The sequence below is a fragment of the Pseudomonas sp. SORGH_AS_0211 genome, from assembly GCF_031453455.1.
Lineage (GTDB): Bacteria > Pseudomonadota > Gammaproteobacteria > Pseudomonadales > Pseudomonadaceae > Chryseomonas > Chryseomonas aestiva.
In genome coordinates this window covers 1,970,027-1,984,540 of the sequence record NZ_JAVIZV010000001.1, presented here as the reverse complement: position 1 = coordinate 1,984,540, position 14,514 = coordinate 1,970,027, and the positions used below count along the sequence as shown (strand labels likewise).

The window sequence follows — 14,514 nt, the reverse complement described above, 5'->3', positions numbered from 1 at the left end:
TCGTGGAGCCACCCTAGACCTCGACTGCCGGACGTTCAATCAACCTGAGGACGGAAACGTTACGCTGAGGTTAACGATTCCGTGGATCTCAGGTGCCCGCGACCGGCTCAGGTCTTGTCGACCGGAGTGAAGACCGTGGTGGTCCTGGAGAACCAGCTGGTGGGGGTCACGTCCACGTTGGCGTTGTCGTATTTCAAGCTGTTCTGCACCTGCTTGAGCGTCAGGTTCGCCTGCCAGTACTGCTCATGGCTGAGTTCCTGATTGGCCCGGTGCACCAGGTCCAGGGTTTCCTGCGCCGGCAGTACCGCGGTGGAGTAGTCCACGTCGACCCCGGCCACCTTGAGGATCTCGCCGGCGCCCTGGGTGTCGCCCCGCTGGATCTTCTCGTTGGCCTGGGCCACGGCCTGGTTCTTGGCCGGGGTGGCGACATAGTCGTCACGCAGCGCCATGCCGCTCCAGATCGGCAGCCAGGATGTGGCCTTGGCGTCCTGCGCGGAGACCGGCACGAGTTTGCCGTCCTGACCCCGCAGGTCGCTGGCCGACTTGAGGTAGGCGGTCTTGTCGGTCTGGGCCGTTCGCAGGGCGCTCTCGGCGGCCCCCAGCTGCTGCTTGGCCTGCTCGACGTGGCCTTCGAAGAGATCCTGGCGCGCGGCGATCACGTCCTTGAAGGCCGATTGGCCCTGCTGGGAAATCGCCGGCAGAGTGGCGACCTGCTGGGTGGCGATATCGGGCCGGGTGTCGGCCAGGACGGCGGTGGAAAACACCGAGGCGATGGTCAGGACGAGCAGGCTTTTGGCGATACGACGATTGAGGTTCATGTGCTTCTCCCGGATACGAAAGTGACTGGAACCGCGGGGGTATCGGGCGGGACTGCGAGATACCGTGAGTTCAGTGTCGATCCGGTGAGCTTAACGAACGCTTAGCAGGCTATCGGTGGCTGTAACCAGGTGTTTCGGGAGGCGGTAACGAAAGCGGCGACCGCTCCGAAGGCTCGGAGCGGTCGCCGCTGGCGGGCGGAAGCGACTCAGCGCACCAGGCAGGGCTTCTTGTTATCGAAGGTCCAGTTGGGCGAGAGGAATTGCATGGCCATGGCGTCGTCCCGCGCGCCCAGGCCCTTGGTCTTGTACAGCTCGTGGGCGCGGGCGAGGGCGTCCAGATCCAGCTCCACGCCCAGGCCACCCTGCTGCGGCACCTCGACCAGGCCGCCCTTGATCTCCAGGGGCTGGCGGGTGAGGCGTTGACCATCCTGCCAGATCCAGTGGGTGTCGATGGCGGTGATCTTGCCCGGCGCCGCGGCGGCGACATGGGTGAACATGGCCAGGGAGATGTCGAAGTGGTTGTTGGAGTGCGAACCCCAGGTCAGGCCCCAGTCGTTGCACATCTGCGCCACCCGCACCGAGCCCTGCATGGTCCAGAAGTGCGGATCGGCCAGGGGGATGTCCACCGATTGCAGCTGGATGGCGTGACCCATCTGGCGCCAGTCGGTGGCGATCATGTTGGTGGCGGTGGGCAGGCCGGTGGCGCGGCGGAATTCGGCCATCACCTCGCGTCCGGAATAGCCGTTCTCGGCGCCACAGGGGTCCTCGGCATAGGCCAGCACCTGGTGCTGGTCGCGGCACAGGCGGATGGCTTCCTTGAGCGACCAGGCGCCGTTGGGGTCCAGGGTCACGCGCGCCTCGGGGAAGCGCTCGGCCAGGGCGGTGACCGCCTCGATCTCGGCGTCGCCGCTGAGCACGCCGCCCTTGAGCTTGAAGTCCTTGAAACCGTAGCGGTCATAGGCGGCCTCGGCCAGGCGCACCACGGTCTCCGGGGTCAGTGCCTCTTCGTTGCGCACGCGGAACCAGGCGTCGTCGCTCTCGGCTTCGCTGCGGTAGTCCAGCGTGGTCTTGTTGCGGTCGCCCACATAGAACAGGTAGCCGAGCATCTCCACGGCATCGCGCTGCTGGCCTTCGCCGAGCAGGGCGGCTACCGGCACCTCAAGGTGCTGACCGAGCAGGTCGAGCAGGGCGGCTTCGATGGCGGTGACGGCGTGGATGGTGACCCGCAGGTCGAAGGTCTGCAGGCCACGACCGCTGGCATCGCGCCCGGCGAAGGCCTGGCGGACCTGGCCGAGGATACGCTGGTACTGGCCCAGCGGCTGGCCGACGAGGAATTGGCGGGCGTCTTCCAGCGTCTGGCGGATGGTCTCGCCGCCGGGCACCTCGCCGACGCCGGTGCGACCGGCGTTGTCTTTGAGGATCAGCACGTTGCGGGTGAAGTAGGGGCCATGGGCGCCGCTGAGGTTGAGCAGCATGCTGTCCTGGCCGGCGACGGGCACGACTTCCAGCGAGGTGACCACCGGAGTGCCGGTATGCAGGGCAGGCGTGGCGTTGAATTGCGTCATGGTCGGGCTCCTTGGTGATCAGCGAGGGGTTTCAGCGGCGAGCGGGGCTTCGGCGGGCGGCGTGGGCACACCGCGCAACTCGACACGCTTGATCTCGCCGACGACGAACAGGTAACTGATGGCGGCCACCAGGGCGTTGGCACCGACGAACACCAGGGCCATCTTGAAGGAGCCGGTGGCGGCGATGATGTAGCCGATGATGATCGGGGTGGTGATGGAGGACAGGTTGCCGATGGTGTTGAACAGGCCACCGGAGAGGCCGGCGATCTGCTTGGGCGAGGTGTCGGAAACCACCGCCCAGCCCAGGGCGCCGATGCCCTTGCCGAAGAAGGCCATGGCCATGAAGCCCACCACCATCCAGTCGGCGTCGACGTAGTTGCAGAGGATCATGCTCATCGACAGCAGCATGCCGGCGACGATGGGGGTCTTGCGCGCCACGCTCAGGCTGCTGCCGCGGCGCAGCAGGTAGTCGGAGATCACCCCGCCCAGCACGCCGCCGATGAAGCCGCAGATGGCTGGCAGGGAGGCGATGATGCCGGCCTTGAGGATGGTCATGCCGCGTTCCTGCACCAGGTAGACGGGGAACCAGGTGAGGAAGAAGTAGGTGAGGGCGTTGATGCAGAACTGGCCCAGGTAGATGCCGGCCATCATGCGATTGGTCAGCAGCTGGCCGATGTAGCTCCACTTCGGGCCTTCGCTCTTCTTGCCGGGCGTGTCCAGGTCGACCAGGCCGCCGTTGCTGGCGATGTAGTCGATCTCGGCGGCATTGGCGCGGGGATGTTCGCGGGGGCTGTAGATCACCGCCAGCCAGACCGCCGAGAAGGCGATACCCAGGGCGCCCATCACCACGAAGACGTGCTGCCAGCCGAAGTGGTAGACGATCCAGCCCATCAGCGGCGCGAACAGCACGGTGGCGAAGTACTGCGCCGAGTTGAAGATCGCCGAGGCGGTGCCGCGCTCCTTGGTGGGGAACCAGGCGGCGACGATGCGGGCGTTGCCGGGGAAGGAGGGCGCTTCGGCCAGGCCGACCATGAATCTCAGGGCGAACAGCAGGAATACCGCGGTGCCGATGCCGAATTCACCGATGTAGCCTTGCAGCATGGTGAACACCGACCAGGTGAAGATGCTCGCCGCATAGACCTTCTTCGAACCGAAGCGATCGAGCAGCCAGCCGCCGGGGATCTGGCCGAGCACATAGGCCCAACCGAAGGCGGAGAAGATGAAGCCGAGGGAGACGGCACTGATGCCGAGGTCTTTTTGCAGGGCGGAGCCGGCGATGGAAATGGTGGCGCGGTCGGCGTAGTTGATCGTGGTCACGACGAACAGCATGAACAGGATCAGATAGCGGACGCGCGTCTGCTTGGTTTCGTGCATGGAGAGCTCCCACTGGTTTGTTTTTGTGTGCGGGCTGACATCGTGTAGCGGGCTTAGGTTGTAAGTCGTCTGACAACGATAGCGCTATCATTAAACAGATAACGCTATCATTCAACCGCTAAATCTGTGGTCGCGTGCAAAAAATCCGCTAGGAGCTCTGGCGCTCGATCAGGGCGAAACCGGTATCGAGACTCACCGCGGTGCGTTCGCCCGCGAGGCGATCGAGCAGCGCCTGGGCGACCCGCTGACCCATGGCGTCGGCATTGACGCTGACCGTGGACAGCGCCGGGGTGGCGAAGCGGCCATTGGTGGTGTCGCCGAAGCCGACCACCGCCAGTTGCGCGGGGATGCGCAGGCCACGGCTGCTGGCCTCGGCGACCACCCCCAGGGCCAGGGTGTCGGAGCTGCACAGCACCAGGTCCGGCGGCTCGGGGCGTTCCAGCAGGCGCGACAGGCCGATCCGGCCGACTTCCCAGGTGGCCGGCAGCGGCAGCACTTCCATGGGCAGTTCGGGGATGCCCAGCGCCAGCAGGCGGGCCTGCAGGGCCAGGTTGCGGCGCATGGCGCGGGGATCGTCCACCGAGATCACCCCGAAGCGGCGATAGCCACGGGCGACGAAGTGCTCCGCCAGGGCGACGCCGACCTGCTCGTGGGAAAAGCCTACCTGCATGTCCAGGGCCTCGGCGCTCAGGTCCCAGGCTTCCACCACCGGGATGTTCAGCGCCGCCAGCCGTGCGCGACTGGCCGGGGTGTGCAGGGTACCGGTGAGGACGATGCCATCGGGGCGGCGGCCAAGGATGGCTTCCAGCAGTTCCTCTTCCTTTTCCGGCGAATAGCCGGTGGGACCGATCAGCGCCTGGTAGCCCGCCTCGGTGAGGCGATCCATGATCGCCTGCACCACGGTGGCATAGATGGAATTGGCGATGGTGGGCAGGAGGATGGCCACCAGCCGGCTCTTGCTGGAGGCGAGGCTGCCCGCCAGCAGATTGGGCACGTAGCCCAGGTCCTTGACCACGGCCAGGACATGCTCCCGGGTGGCGGCGCTCACCAGGCTCGGGCGGTGCAGTGCCCGGGACACGGTAATGGGCGACACCCCGGCGGCGAGGGCGACCTCGCGGACGGTGAGGGGCAGCTCGGTGCCATCGAGCTGGGCGAGTTCGCGTCGGGACTTCCTGGCCAAAGCGGGTCCTTGGGTGAGAGAGGCCGCCATTATGAGAGCAAGCCCCGGCGGTTGCCATGGGCGCCCGCCAGAGCCCCTGCTAGTCGACCGCTCGCGCCGCCCGGGCGCGAGCGACCCGGGACTCGTTGCGCCGCCCCAGCTGGGCGGACACCTGGTGGCCCGCCTCGATGAGCCGGGGCAGATCGAGACCGCTGGCGATGCCCAGGCCGTCGAGCAGATAGACCAGGTCCTCGCTGGCGACATTGCCGCTGGCGCCGCTTGCATAGGGGCAACCGCCCAGTCCGGCGACGGAGCTGTCGAACACCGCGACCCCTTCGAGCAGGCTGGCGTAGACGTTGGCCAGGGCCTGGCCATAGGTGTCGTGGAAATGCCCGGCCAGTTGGCTGAGCGGCACTTCCCGTCCCAGTCGCTGCCAGAGCGCGCGGGTCCGGCTGGGGGTGCCGACGCCGATCGTATCGCCCAGGGAGACTTCGGCGCAGCCCAGGTCCAGCAGCTCGCGGGTCACGCTGGCTACCTGGTCCGGGGCGATCACGCCGTCGTAGGGGCAGCCCAGCACACAGGACACATAGCCGCGCACCCGGATGCCCGCCGCCCGCGCGCCCTCGGCCACGGGCACGAAGCGCGCCAGGCTCTCGGCGATGGAGCAATTGATGTTGCGCCGGGAGAAGCCCTCCGAGGCAGCGGCGAAGACGGCGACCTCATCCACCCCCGCGGCCAGGGCGGCCTCGAAGCCCTGCATATTGGGCACCAGCACCGAACGGACCACGCCCGGCGGCCGCCCGAGCCCCGCCAGTACCTCGGCGGTCCCGGCCATCTGCGGCACCCAGCGGGGCGAGACGAAGCTGCCCACCTCCAGATGCTGCACGCCGCTGGCGATCAGTGCCGCGCACAACTGGATGCGCTCGGCGATGCCCAGCGCCCGGGGCTCGTTCTGCAGGCCATCGCGGGGCCCGACCTCGACCAGCCGTACCCGGGTCGGCAAGGTATCGCTCATGACGGCGACTCCTCCAGCTCCACCAGCGGCGCGCCCTCGGCCACCAGCTCGCCAGGGCTGCAGAACAGCGCCGCCACCACGCCCGCGCGGGGCGCACGGATGCTGTGTTCCATCTTCATTGCCTCCAGCACCACCAGCGGCGCGCCGGCTTCCACGGTGTCGCCCACGGCTACCGGCACGGCGACCACACTGGCGTTCATCGGCGCCGTGAGCCCGCCGGCGTCCGCCTGCCGCGCGACCTCGGCGAGGGGGTCGGCCCAGGTGACGGCTTCGAGGCGATCCTGCCATTCGATGAACAGCGTTTGTCCACGGCGATGCAGGCGGGCGCTCTGGCGGAGGCCGTCCGCCTGCCAGTGGAGCCGATCACCGCTCAACTCGACGGCCACCGGGTCGACCAGGGTCAGGTTGCGCACCTCGCTGCGACAGGCCAGTCGCAGCGCGCTGCGCGGCGGTCCGCCCAGGCGCCAGCCCTGGCGAGACGCCCAGGGCGAGGTGGCGTCGGCGGCGGCCGGCAGCGTCGCCAGCCAGGCCTGGCCCGCCAGGGTCCAGAAGGCCTCCGGCAGCTCGTTGGGTGCGGGCAGTAAGGTCGCCTGATGACGCTCGATGAAACCGGTGTCCAGCTCGGCCGCGGCAAAGGCCGGATGGGCGAGCAGCCGCTGCAGGAAAGCGAGGTTGGTGGCGAAGCCGCCCACCGCGGTGTCTTCGAGCATGGCCAGCAATCGCTTGCGCGCCTGTTCGCGGCTGTCGCCCCAGGCGATCAGCTTGGCCAGCATGGGATCGTAGAAGGGCGACACCTCGTCGCCTTCCTCCACGCCGCTGTCCACCCGCCGCCCCGGACCGGCCGCGGGCTCGCGGTAGAGCTGCAGGGTGCCCGAGGCCGGCAGGAAGCCCTGGTCGGTGTCCTCGGCATAGAGGCGCACCTCGATGGCGTGGCCGTGCAGGGGCACCTGGGCCTGGGTGAGGGGCAGGGGTTCGCCAGCGGCCACGCGCAGCTGCCAGGCCACCAGATCCAGGCCGGTGATGGCCTCGGTGACCGGGTGCTCCACCTGCAACCGGGTGTTCATCTCCATGAAGAAGAAGTCGTCGCGGGCGTCGAGCAGGAATTCCACGGTGCCGGCGCCGACGTAGCCGATGGCCTGGGCCGCCTGCACCGCCGCCTCGCCCATGGCCCGGCGCAACGCGGGCGTAAGACCCGGCGCGGGGGCTTCCTCGATCACCTTCTGGTGGCGGCGCTGGATGGAGCAGTCGCGTTCGTTGAGATAGAGGCAGTGGCCGTGCGCATCGGCGAACACCTGGATCTCCACGTGGCGCGGTTGCAGCACGTATTTCTCCACCAGCATCCGCGCATCGCCAAAGGCCGCGCGCGCTTCGCGCTGGGCCGAGGCGAGGCCTTCGGCCAGGTCGGCGTCGCGCTCGACGATCTTCATGCCCTTGCCGCCGCCGCCGGCGGTGGCCTTGAGCAGGACCGGATAGCCGATGCGCGCCGCCGCGTCGCGAAAGGTGGCCAGGGACTGGTCCTCGCCGTGATACCCCGGTACCAGGGGCACCCCGGCGTCGGTCATCAGCGCCTTGGCCGCGGACTTGCTGCCCATGGCGCGGATCGCCGCGGCGGGTGGCCCGACGAAGACCAGCCCGGCCGCGGCCACCGCCTCGGCGAAGGCGGCGTTCTCGGACAGGAAGCCATAACCCGGATGGATCGCCTGGGCGCCGGTGGCGAGGGCGGCGGCGATGATGCGCTCGCCCAGCAGATAGCTGTCGGCCGGCTTGGTCCCGCCCAGGTTCACCGCCCGATCGGCCTGGCGCACATGGCGGGCGCCGGCGTCGATGGCACTGTGCACGGCGACGGTCCCCAGGCCGAGTGCCTTGGCGGTGCGCATCACCCGGCAGGCGATCTCGCCGCGGTTGGCGACGAGCAGACGGTCGAAGGTCATGGGGTGGTCTCCTGCCAGGCGGGACGACGTTTCTCCAGAAAGGCCTGCAGGCCTTCCTGGGCTTCGGGGGTGATCCGGACGGCGGCGATCAGGCCCTCGGTGAACTGGCGCACCGTGGGGCTCGGCACACCATCGCCGGCGCCGTCCAGCAGCCGCTTGCAGGCGCGCAGCGCCTGGGGGCCGTTGTCCAGCAGCCGGGCGATCCAGGCCTCGACCAGCGTCTCCAGGTCGGCGGCCGCGGCGGTCTCGGCCACCAGGCCCAGTTCGGCGGCGCGTTCGCCGGAAAAGCGCTCGGCGCCGAGCATGTAGCGGCGTGCCACGCGCTCGCCCAGGGCGCGGATCACGAAGGGGCCGATGACGGCGGGCACCAGGCCGATGCGCACCTCCGACAGGCAGAAGGTGGCGTCACGGGCGGCCAGGGCCAGGTCGCAGCAGCTGACCAGGCCCACCGCGCCGCCAAAGGCCGCGCCCTGGACCACCGCCAGGGTGGGGATCGGCAGGGCCCGCAGGCGATACATCACCTCGGCCAGGCGCTCGGTGTCGGCGCGGTTGGCGGCGGCGTCCAGGTTGGCCGAGGCCTGCATGCAGGCGAGGTCGGCGCCGGCGCAAAAGTGCCGCCCGCGACCGCGCAGGAGCAGAAAGCGCAGTCCTTGATCGCTGGCGATCTCGGCGAGCACGGTGCCCAGCTCCGCGATCAGCTGCGCATCCAGGGCATTGTGGCGATCCGGACGGTCGAGCCAGAGCGTGGCGAAGCCGCGCGGATCACGGATCAGTTCCAGGGTGTGGAAGTCAGTCATGGCCTACATCCGGAAGACGCCGAAGGTCGTCGGCTCGAGCGGGGCGTTGAGGCTGGCCGAGAGGGCCAGGGCGAGGACCTCGCGGGTCTGGGCCGGGTCGATCACCCCGTCGTCCCAGAGCCGCGCGCTGGAATAGTGGGCATGGGCCTGGCGTTCGTACTGCTCGACGATGGGGCCCTTGATGCGCGCCGCCTCTTCGTCGTCGAGGGCTTCGCCGGCACGTTCGGCCTGCTCGCGCTTGACCTGCACCAGCACCCCGGCCGCCTGCTCGGCGCCCATCACGCCGATGCGCGCGTTGGGCCACATCCACAGGAAGCGCGGATCGTAGGCGCGGCCGCACATGCCGTAGTTGCCGGCGCCAAAGCTGCCACCGATGATCACGGTGAACTTGGGCACCCGGGCGCAGGCCACCGCGGTGACCAGCTTGGCGCCGTGCTTGGCGATGCCGCCTTCCTCGTACTTCCTGCCGACCATGAAGCCGGTGATGTTCTGCAGGAACAGCAGCGGGATGCGGCGTTGGCAGGCCAGTTCGATGAAGTGCGCGCCTTTCTGCGCCGATTCGGCGAAGAGGATGCCATTGTTGCCGAGGATGGCCACCGGATGCCCGTGCAGGTGGGCGAAGCCGCAGACCAGGGTGGTGCCGAACTGCGCCTTGAATTCATCGAAGACGCTGCCGTCCACCAGCCGCGCGATCACCTCGCGTACCTCCAGCGGCTGCTTGGGATCGGCCGGCACCAGGCCATGAAGGTCCTCGGCCGGGTACAGGGGCGGGGTGGGCGTCTTGAGCTGCAGCTCGCCGAGCTTGCGCCAGTTGAGATTGGCGATGCAGCGCCGCGCCAGGGCCAGGGCATGGGCGTCGTTCTCGGCGTAGTGATCGGCCACGCCGGACAGGCGGCAATGGACATCGGCGCCGCCCAGTTCCTCGGCGCTGACCACCTCGCCGGTGGCGGCCTTCACCAGCGGCGGGCCGGCGAGAAAGATGGTGGCCTGCTGGCGCACCATGATGGTCTCGTCACTCATCGCCGGCACATAGGCGCCACCGGCGGTGCAGGAGCCCATCACCACGGCGATCTGCGGGATGCCCTGGGCGCTCATGGTCGCCTGGTTGAAGAAGATCCGCCCGAAGTGCTCGCGGTCGGGGAAGACCTCCTCCTGGCGCGGCAGGTTGGCGCCCCCGGAATCGACCAGATAGAGGCAGGGCAGCCGATTCTGCTGGGCGATGGCCTGGGCGCGCAGGTGCTTCTTCACCGTGAGCGGATAGTAGGAGCCACCCTTCACCGTGGCGTCGTTGGCGATGATCATGCACTCGACCCCCTCGATGCGGCCGACGCCGGCCACCACCCCGGCGGCCGGTACCTCTTCCTCGTAGACGTCGAGGGCGGCCAGGGCGCCGATCTCCAGGAAGGGCGAGCCGGGGTCCAGCAAGAGATCGATGCGCTGGCGGGGCAGCAACTTGCCGCGCGCGGTATGGCGCGCCTGGGCCTTGGCCCCGCCGCCTTCGCGGATGCGCGCCAGCAGCTGGTCGAGCCGGGCCAGTTGCGCGGCCATGGCGGCGGCGTTGCGCTGGTAGTCCGGGGTGCGCCGGTTCAGCGTGGAGGTCAGCACGGTCATGGAGGGCTCCTCACCGGGTTTCGTTGAACAGCTCGCGGCCGATCAGCATCCGACGGATCTCGCTGGTGCCAGCGCCGATCTCGTAGAGCTTGGCGTCGCGCAGCAGGCGGCCGGTGGGGTATTCGTTGATATAGCCGTTGCCGCCGAGTATCTGGATGGCTTCCAGGGCCATCTGGGTAGCCTTCTCGGCGGTGTAGAGGATTACACCGGCAGCGTCCTTGCGGGTGGTCTCGCCGCGGTCGCAGGCCTGGGCCACCGCATAGAGATAGGCGCGGCTGGCGGCGAGGCCGGTGTAGAGGTCGGCCACCTTGCCCTGGATCAGCTGGAATTCGCCGATGCTCTGGCCGAATTGCTTGCGGTCGTGGACATAGGGCAGCACCACGTCCAGGCAGGCCTGCATGATGCCCACCGGGCCGCCAGCGAGGACCACGCGCTCGTAGTCCAGGCCGCTCATCAGCACCTTGACCCCGCCATTGACCTGGCCCAGCACGTTTTCCTCCGGCACCTCCACGTCGTCGAAGAACAGCTCGCAGGTGTTGGAGCCGCGCATGCCCAGCTTGTCGAACTTGCTGCCACGGCTGAAACCGGTCCAGTCACGCTCGACGATGAAGGCGGTGATGCCATGGGCAGCCTTTTCCGGTTCGGTCTTGGCATAGATGACATAGGTATGGGCATCGGGCCCGTTGGTGATCCACGTCTTGCTGCCGTTAAGCACGAAGCGATCGCCGCGGCGGTCGGCGCGCAGCTTCATGGACACCACGTCCGAGCCGGCGTTGGGTTCGCTCATGGCCAGGGCGCCGACGTGCTCGCCGCTGACCAGCCGGGGCAGGTAGCGCGCCTTCTGCGCGGCGCTGCCGTTGCGATGGATCTGGTTGACGCAGAGATTGGAATGGGCGCCATAGGACAGGGCGACCGACGCCGAGCCGCGGCTGATCTCCTCCATGGCCACCGCATGGGCCAGGTAGCCGAGTCCGGAGCCGCCGTATTCCTCGCTCACGGTGATGCCGAGCAGCCCAAGGTCGCCAAAGGTGCGCCATAGGTCCATGGGAAAGCTGTTGCTGGCATCGATCTCGCTCGCGCGGGGCGCCACCTCGCGAGCGACCAGGTGGCGGACCTGATCGCGCAGCAGATCGAGGGTCTCGCCCAGGGCGAAGTTGAGACTCGGGTAGCTCATGGGGTCACCTGTTGTTGGGATTGTCGGGTGAGAGCGGTCAGCCGATCGGGCGCGCACGGGGCGGCCACCTGGTACGGCGCGGAGCTGAAAGAAACAGGACAGGGCAGCGCCGATGGCCAGGAGCGTGCGTGGCGCGCAGGCGAATGCTGGAAAACCGTCGGCCAGGGCGGCCGACGGCAGGGCAAGGGTGCGCATGGGGCGCGGGTGCGGAACGCGGGCGCCAGGGCGCGCATGGTCCGTCCTCCTGGTCATTATTCTTGTCATGGCGACCGCAAGAGGAAGGCGGCCGGCCTGTGCCTCTGAGTCTAGGAGAGGAAATGCGCTATCGTGAAACGATAAAAATAGAATCCAGGTATTGGAAAATCAGATGGCATTGCTCAAGGACATTTCCATGCGGCAGCTGCGCTACTTCGTCGCCGCCGCCGAGAACAGCCAGTTTTCCCTGGCCGCCAGTGCGGTCAATGTCAGCCAGTCGGCGGTCACCACGGCGGTCAGCCAGCTGGAGGCGCTGCTCGCCGTGCGGCTGTTCGAACGCCTGCCTCACGGCGTCAAGCTCACGGCCGAGGGGCACCAGTTCTACCACCATGCCCGGCACATCCTCGACACCCTGCAGGACGCCGTCAGCCAGCCGCTGTTCCAGAGCCATGCCCTGACCGGCCAGGCGCGCGTCGGCGCCTCCTATGCGGTGCTCGGCTACTACCTGCCGACCCTGTTGGCACGCTTCAAGCGCAGCTATCCGCAGATCGACATCGACCTGCGCGACATGGACCGGCCCAGCATCGAAGCCGGCATCAACGATGGCACCCTGGAGCTCGGCCTCACCGTCATCTCCAACATCGATGCCACCCAGCCCTTCGAGCGCCACCTGCTGATGCGCTCGCCTCGCCAGCTCTGGCTGCCCAGCGCCCATCCGCTGCTGGCAGCGGAACGCGTCACCCTGGCCGACATCGCGCCTTATCCCTATATCCTCGCCACGGTGGACGAAGGCGAGACCTCGACCCTGCGCTACTGGCGCGCGGCGGGCCTTGCGCCCAACGTGGTGTTCAAGACCTCGTCCATGGAGTCCCTGCGCGGCCTGGTCGCCCATGGCTTCGGCGTGACCATCCTCTCCGACATGCTCTATCGCGGCTGGTCGCTGGAAGGGCGCAAGCTGGAAGCCCGCCCGGTGGCCGATGCCATCCCGCCCATGGAGCTGGGCCTGATCTGGAGTCCCGAAGACCGCCTGAGCCCCGGGGCCCAGGCGTTTCGGCAGTTCCTGGTGTCGGCGGCGGGGTAGCGGAGGCACCCGCTCGGCGTCAGCCCCTGGACTGGGCCGGATCCGCACTGCGGGGATAGGTACGCTCTTCCTCGATACGGCCGTCGCTGGTGTGGATCTTGACGCTGCCAGTCTTGCCATCCAGGTATTGCGCCGCCTGGTGGACGATGGCGTCCTTGGTCGACGCCTTGAGCAGGGCACGATCGCCATGTTCCTCCTTGAATTCCCAGCCGGTGTCGGTGGGTAGGATGTGGTAGTTCTGCATCTGGTCTCCCTGGGGCCGCTGGCCCACGCCTGGTCTTGGGTTGCACCTGTTTCGACCCGCGTTCGCCCGAGAACATTCGAGCGAAGCGGTTGGACCAGGTAGCCAGTCTCAGCCCTGCAGATAGACCACCTGGGTATGGGTGTACTCATAGAGGCCGTGCTTGCCATCGGCGCCGCCGATGCCGGATTTGCGCACCCCGGCGTGGTAGCCCTGCATGGCTTCGAAGTTTTCCCGGTTGATGTAGGTCTCGCCGAAGTCGATCTCGCGCATGGCGTGCATGGCCTTGCTCAGGCTGCGGGTATAGACGGAGGAGGTGAGGCCGTATTCGCAGTCGTTGGCCAGGGCGATGGCTTCGTCGAGATCGTCCACCACCTGGATCGGCAGCACCGGCCCGAAGATCTCCTCGCGCATGATCGGCATGTCCGCGCGACAGTCCGCCAGCACCGTGGGCTGGAAGTGGAAGCCGCGACCCAGGTCGGCGCGACTGCCACCGGTGACCAGGCGGGCGCCCTGGCCGAGGGCGACATCGACCTTGCCCGCCACCTTGTCGAGGCCGGCGGCGTTGATCAGCGGTCCCATCTCCACGTTGGTGTCGGCCTGGGGATCGCCATAGCGGGTAGCGGCCATGGCCCGGCCGATGCGCTCGATGAAGTCCTCGGCCACCCCCCGTTCCACATAGACCCGTTCGGCGCAGTTGCACACCTGCCCGGTGTTGATGATGCGCGAGTCGCGGATCGCCCGGACCGCCAGGTCCAGGTCGGCATCGGCCAGGACGATGGCCGGCGCCTTGCCGCCCAGCTCCAGATTGAGCTTGGTCAGATTCGGCGCGGCGGCGGCCATGATCCGCGAGCCGGTGCCGACGCTGCCGGTAAAGCTGACCATGTCGATGCCGGCGTGGGCACTGAGCTGGCCCCCCACGGCGCCGGCGCCGCTGACCAGGTTGAACACGCCGGGCGGCAGATCCGTCTCGGCCACCAGGCGGGCGAATTCATGGGCATTGATCGGGGTTTCTTCGCTGGGCTTGATGACGATGGTGTTGCCGGTGAGCAGCGCCGGAGCCAGCTTGCGGGCGATCAGGAAGAAGGGGAAGTTCCAGGGCAGGATGCCGGCCACCACGCCCAGTGGCTTGCGCAGCAGAAAGATCTGCTCGTCGGGTCGGTCGCTGGTGATGATCTCGCCTTCGATGCGCCGTGCCCACTCGGCCATGTAGTCGAGGTAGTCGGCGGTGAAATTGACCTCCACCTCGGCGAGGCCATGGATCTTGCCCTGTTCGGCGACAATCGTTTGGGCCAGTCGCGGCGCCTGCTCGCGCAGCTTGGCGGCGATGCGCCTGAGATGACCGGCCCGCTCGATCGCCGGTTTGCGGGCCCAGGCCTTTTGTGCGCGGCGGGCGGCGGCGATGGCGTGGTCGACGTCGTCGTGACCGGACGCCGGTACCCGGGCCAGGGCCGCGCCGGTGGCCGGGTTGTGGACGAGAAAGTCCTCGTCGGCCGGCAGGAAACGGCCATCGATGTAGTTCTGGTAAAGCGGCAGATCGGCCATGGCGGACT

At 68.1% G+C, this 14,514-nt stretch carries 12 protein-coding genes; 1 reads left to right on the top strand and 11 read right to left on the bottom strand.

Annotation, left to right across the window (positions count from 1 at the left end; all coding sequences use genetic code 11):
- Nucleotides 1–107: 107 nt before the first annotated feature.
- From QE393_RS09285 to QE393_RS09245, 9 genes are all read right to left on the bottom strand, one after another.
- The gene (locus tag QE393_RS09285) at nt 108–818 is read right to left on the bottom strand and encodes a YfdX family protein (RefSeq protein ID WP_273806318.1); all 711 of its coding nucleotides are present in this window, start codon (nt 816–818) and stop codon (nt 108–110) included.
- Nucleotides 819–1,024: 206 nt separating this feature from the next.
- The gene (gudD, locus tag QE393_RS09280) at nt 1,025–2,383 is read right to left on the bottom strand and encodes a glucarate dehydratase (protein WP_310043110.1); all 1,359 of its coding nucleotides are present in this window, start codon (nt 2,381–2,383) and stop codon (nt 1,025–1,027) included.
- An 18-nt stretch (nt 2,384–2,401) separates the two neighbouring features.
- Nucleotides 2,402–3,757 (bottom strand): MFS transporter, encoded by a 1,356-nt coding sequence (locus QE393_RS09275; protein ID WP_133860710.1) that lies wholly within the window; start codon nt 3,755–3,757, stop codon nt 2,402–2,404.
- 148 nt (nt 3,758–3,905) lie between these two features.
- Complete coding sequence (locus tag QE393_RS09270; RefSeq protein ID WP_273807151.1) at nt 3,906–4,937, bottom strand: LacI family DNA-binding transcriptional regulator; 1,032 nt, start codon at nt 4,935–4,937, stop codon at nt 3,906–3,908.
- 79 nt (nt 4,938–5,016) lie between these two features.
- Entirely contained in the window at nt 5,017–5,931 is a 915-nt protein-coding gene (locus tag QE393_RS09265; RefSeq protein WP_310043107.1) for a hydroxymethylglutaryl-CoA lyase, read from the bottom strand.
- Nucleotides 5,928–7,862, bottom strand: coding sequence for an acetyl/propionyl/methylcrotonyl-CoA carboxylase subunit alpha (locus tag QE393_RS09260; protein ID WP_310043106.1), 1,935 nt, complete (start codon nt 7,860–7,862; stop codon nt 5,928–5,930). The genes QE393_RS09265 and QE393_RS09260 overlap by 4 nt, the downstream gene beginning before the upstream one ends.
- A complete protein-coding gene (locus QE393_RS09255) occupies nt 7,859–8,659 on the bottom strand; it encodes an enoyl-CoA hydratase-related protein (RefSeq protein ID WP_273807154.1) in 801 nt (266 codons plus the stop codon). The genes QE393_RS09260 and QE393_RS09255 overlap by 4 nt, the downstream gene beginning before the upstream one ends.
- Before the next feature lie 3 nt (nt 8,660–8,662).
- Nucleotides 8,663–10,270 (bottom strand): carboxyl transferase domain-containing protein, encoded by a 1,608-nt coding sequence (locus QE393_RS09250; RefSeq protein WP_273807155.1) that lies wholly within the window; start codon nt 10,268–10,270, stop codon nt 8,663–8,665.
- A 10-nt stretch (nt 10,271–10,280) separates the two neighbouring features.
- Complete coding sequence (locus QE393_RS09245) at nt 10,281–11,444, bottom strand: isovaleryl-CoA dehydrogenase (RefSeq protein ID WP_273807156.1); 1,164 nt, start codon at nt 11,442–11,444, stop codon at nt 10,281–10,283.
- A gap of 367 nt (nt 11,445–11,811) precedes the next feature.
- Here QE393_RS09245 and QE393_RS09240 point away from each other — a divergent pair, with 367 nt between their 5' ends.
- Nucleotides 11,812–12,720 carry a LysR family transcriptional regulator gene (locus QE393_RS09240; RefSeq protein WP_310043101.1) on the top strand — a complete coding sequence of 303 codons (909 nt, stop codon included), beginning with the start codon at nt 11,812–11,814 and terminating at the stop codon, nt 12,718–12,720.
- Between the two features lie 19 nt (nt 12,721–12,739).
- Here the strand turns inward: QE393_RS09240 and QE393_RS09235 are convergent, their stop codons facing one another.
- A complete protein-coding gene (locus QE393_RS09235; RefSeq protein WP_273807158.1) occupies nt 12,740–12,964 on the bottom strand; it encodes a DUF2188 domain-containing protein in 225 nt (74 codons plus the stop codon).
- A 108-nt stretch (nt 12,965–13,072) separates the two neighbouring features.
- Nucleotides 13,073–14,506 carry an aldehyde dehydrogenase gene (gene aldA / locus QE393_RS09230; RefSeq protein ID WP_310043100.1) on the bottom strand — a complete coding sequence of 478 codons (1,434 nt, stop codon included), beginning with the start codon at nt 14,504–14,506 and terminating at the stop codon, nt 13,073–13,075.
- Nucleotides 14,507–14,514: the final 8 nt, after the last annotated feature.

Bases quoted from the DNA above. Each gene is read 5' to 3' on its own strand.
- QE393_RS09275 (WP_133860710.1), bottom strand. From the start codon at position 3,757: ATGCACGAAACCAAGCAGACGCGCGTCCGCTATCTGATCCTGTTCATG.
- QE393_RS09285 (WP_273806318.1), bottom strand. From the start codon at position 818: ATGAACCTCAATCGTCGTATCGCCAAAAGCCTGCTCGTCCTGACCATC.
- QE393_RS09235 (WP_273807158.1), bottom strand. From the start codon at position 12,964: ATGCAGAACTACCACATCCTACCCACCGACACCGGCTGGGAATTCAAG.
- gudD (WP_310043110.1), bottom strand. From the start codon at position 2,383: ATGACGCAATTCAACGCCACGCCTGCCCTGCATACCGGCACTCCGGTG.
- QE393_RS09240 (WP_310043101.1), top strand. From the start codon at position 11,812: ATGGCATTGCTCAAGGACATTTCCATGCGGCAGCTGCGCTACTTCGTC.
- aldA (WP_310043100.1), bottom strand. From the start codon at position 14,506: ATGGCCGATCTGCCGCTTTACCAGAACTACATCGATGGCCGTTTCCTG.
- QE393_RS09260 (WP_310043106.1), bottom strand. From the start codon at position 7,862: ATGACCTTCGACCGTCTGCTCGTCGCCAACCGCGGCGAGATCGCCTGC.
- QE393_RS09250 (WP_273807155.1), bottom strand. From the start codon at position 10,270: ATGACCGTGCTGACCTCCACGCTGAACCGGCGCACCCCGGACTACCAG.
- QE393_RS09265 (WP_310043107.1), bottom strand. From the start codon at position 5,931: ATGAGCGATACCTTGCCGACCCGGGTACGGCTGGTCGAGGTCGGGCCC.
- QE393_RS09255 (WP_273807154.1), bottom strand. From the start codon at position 8,659: ATGACTGACTTCCACACCCTGGAACTGATCCGTGATCCGCGCGGCTTC.
- QE393_RS09245 (WP_273807156.1), bottom strand. From the start codon at position 11,444: ATGAGCTACCCGAGTCTCAACTTCGCCCTGGGCGAGACCCTCGATCTG.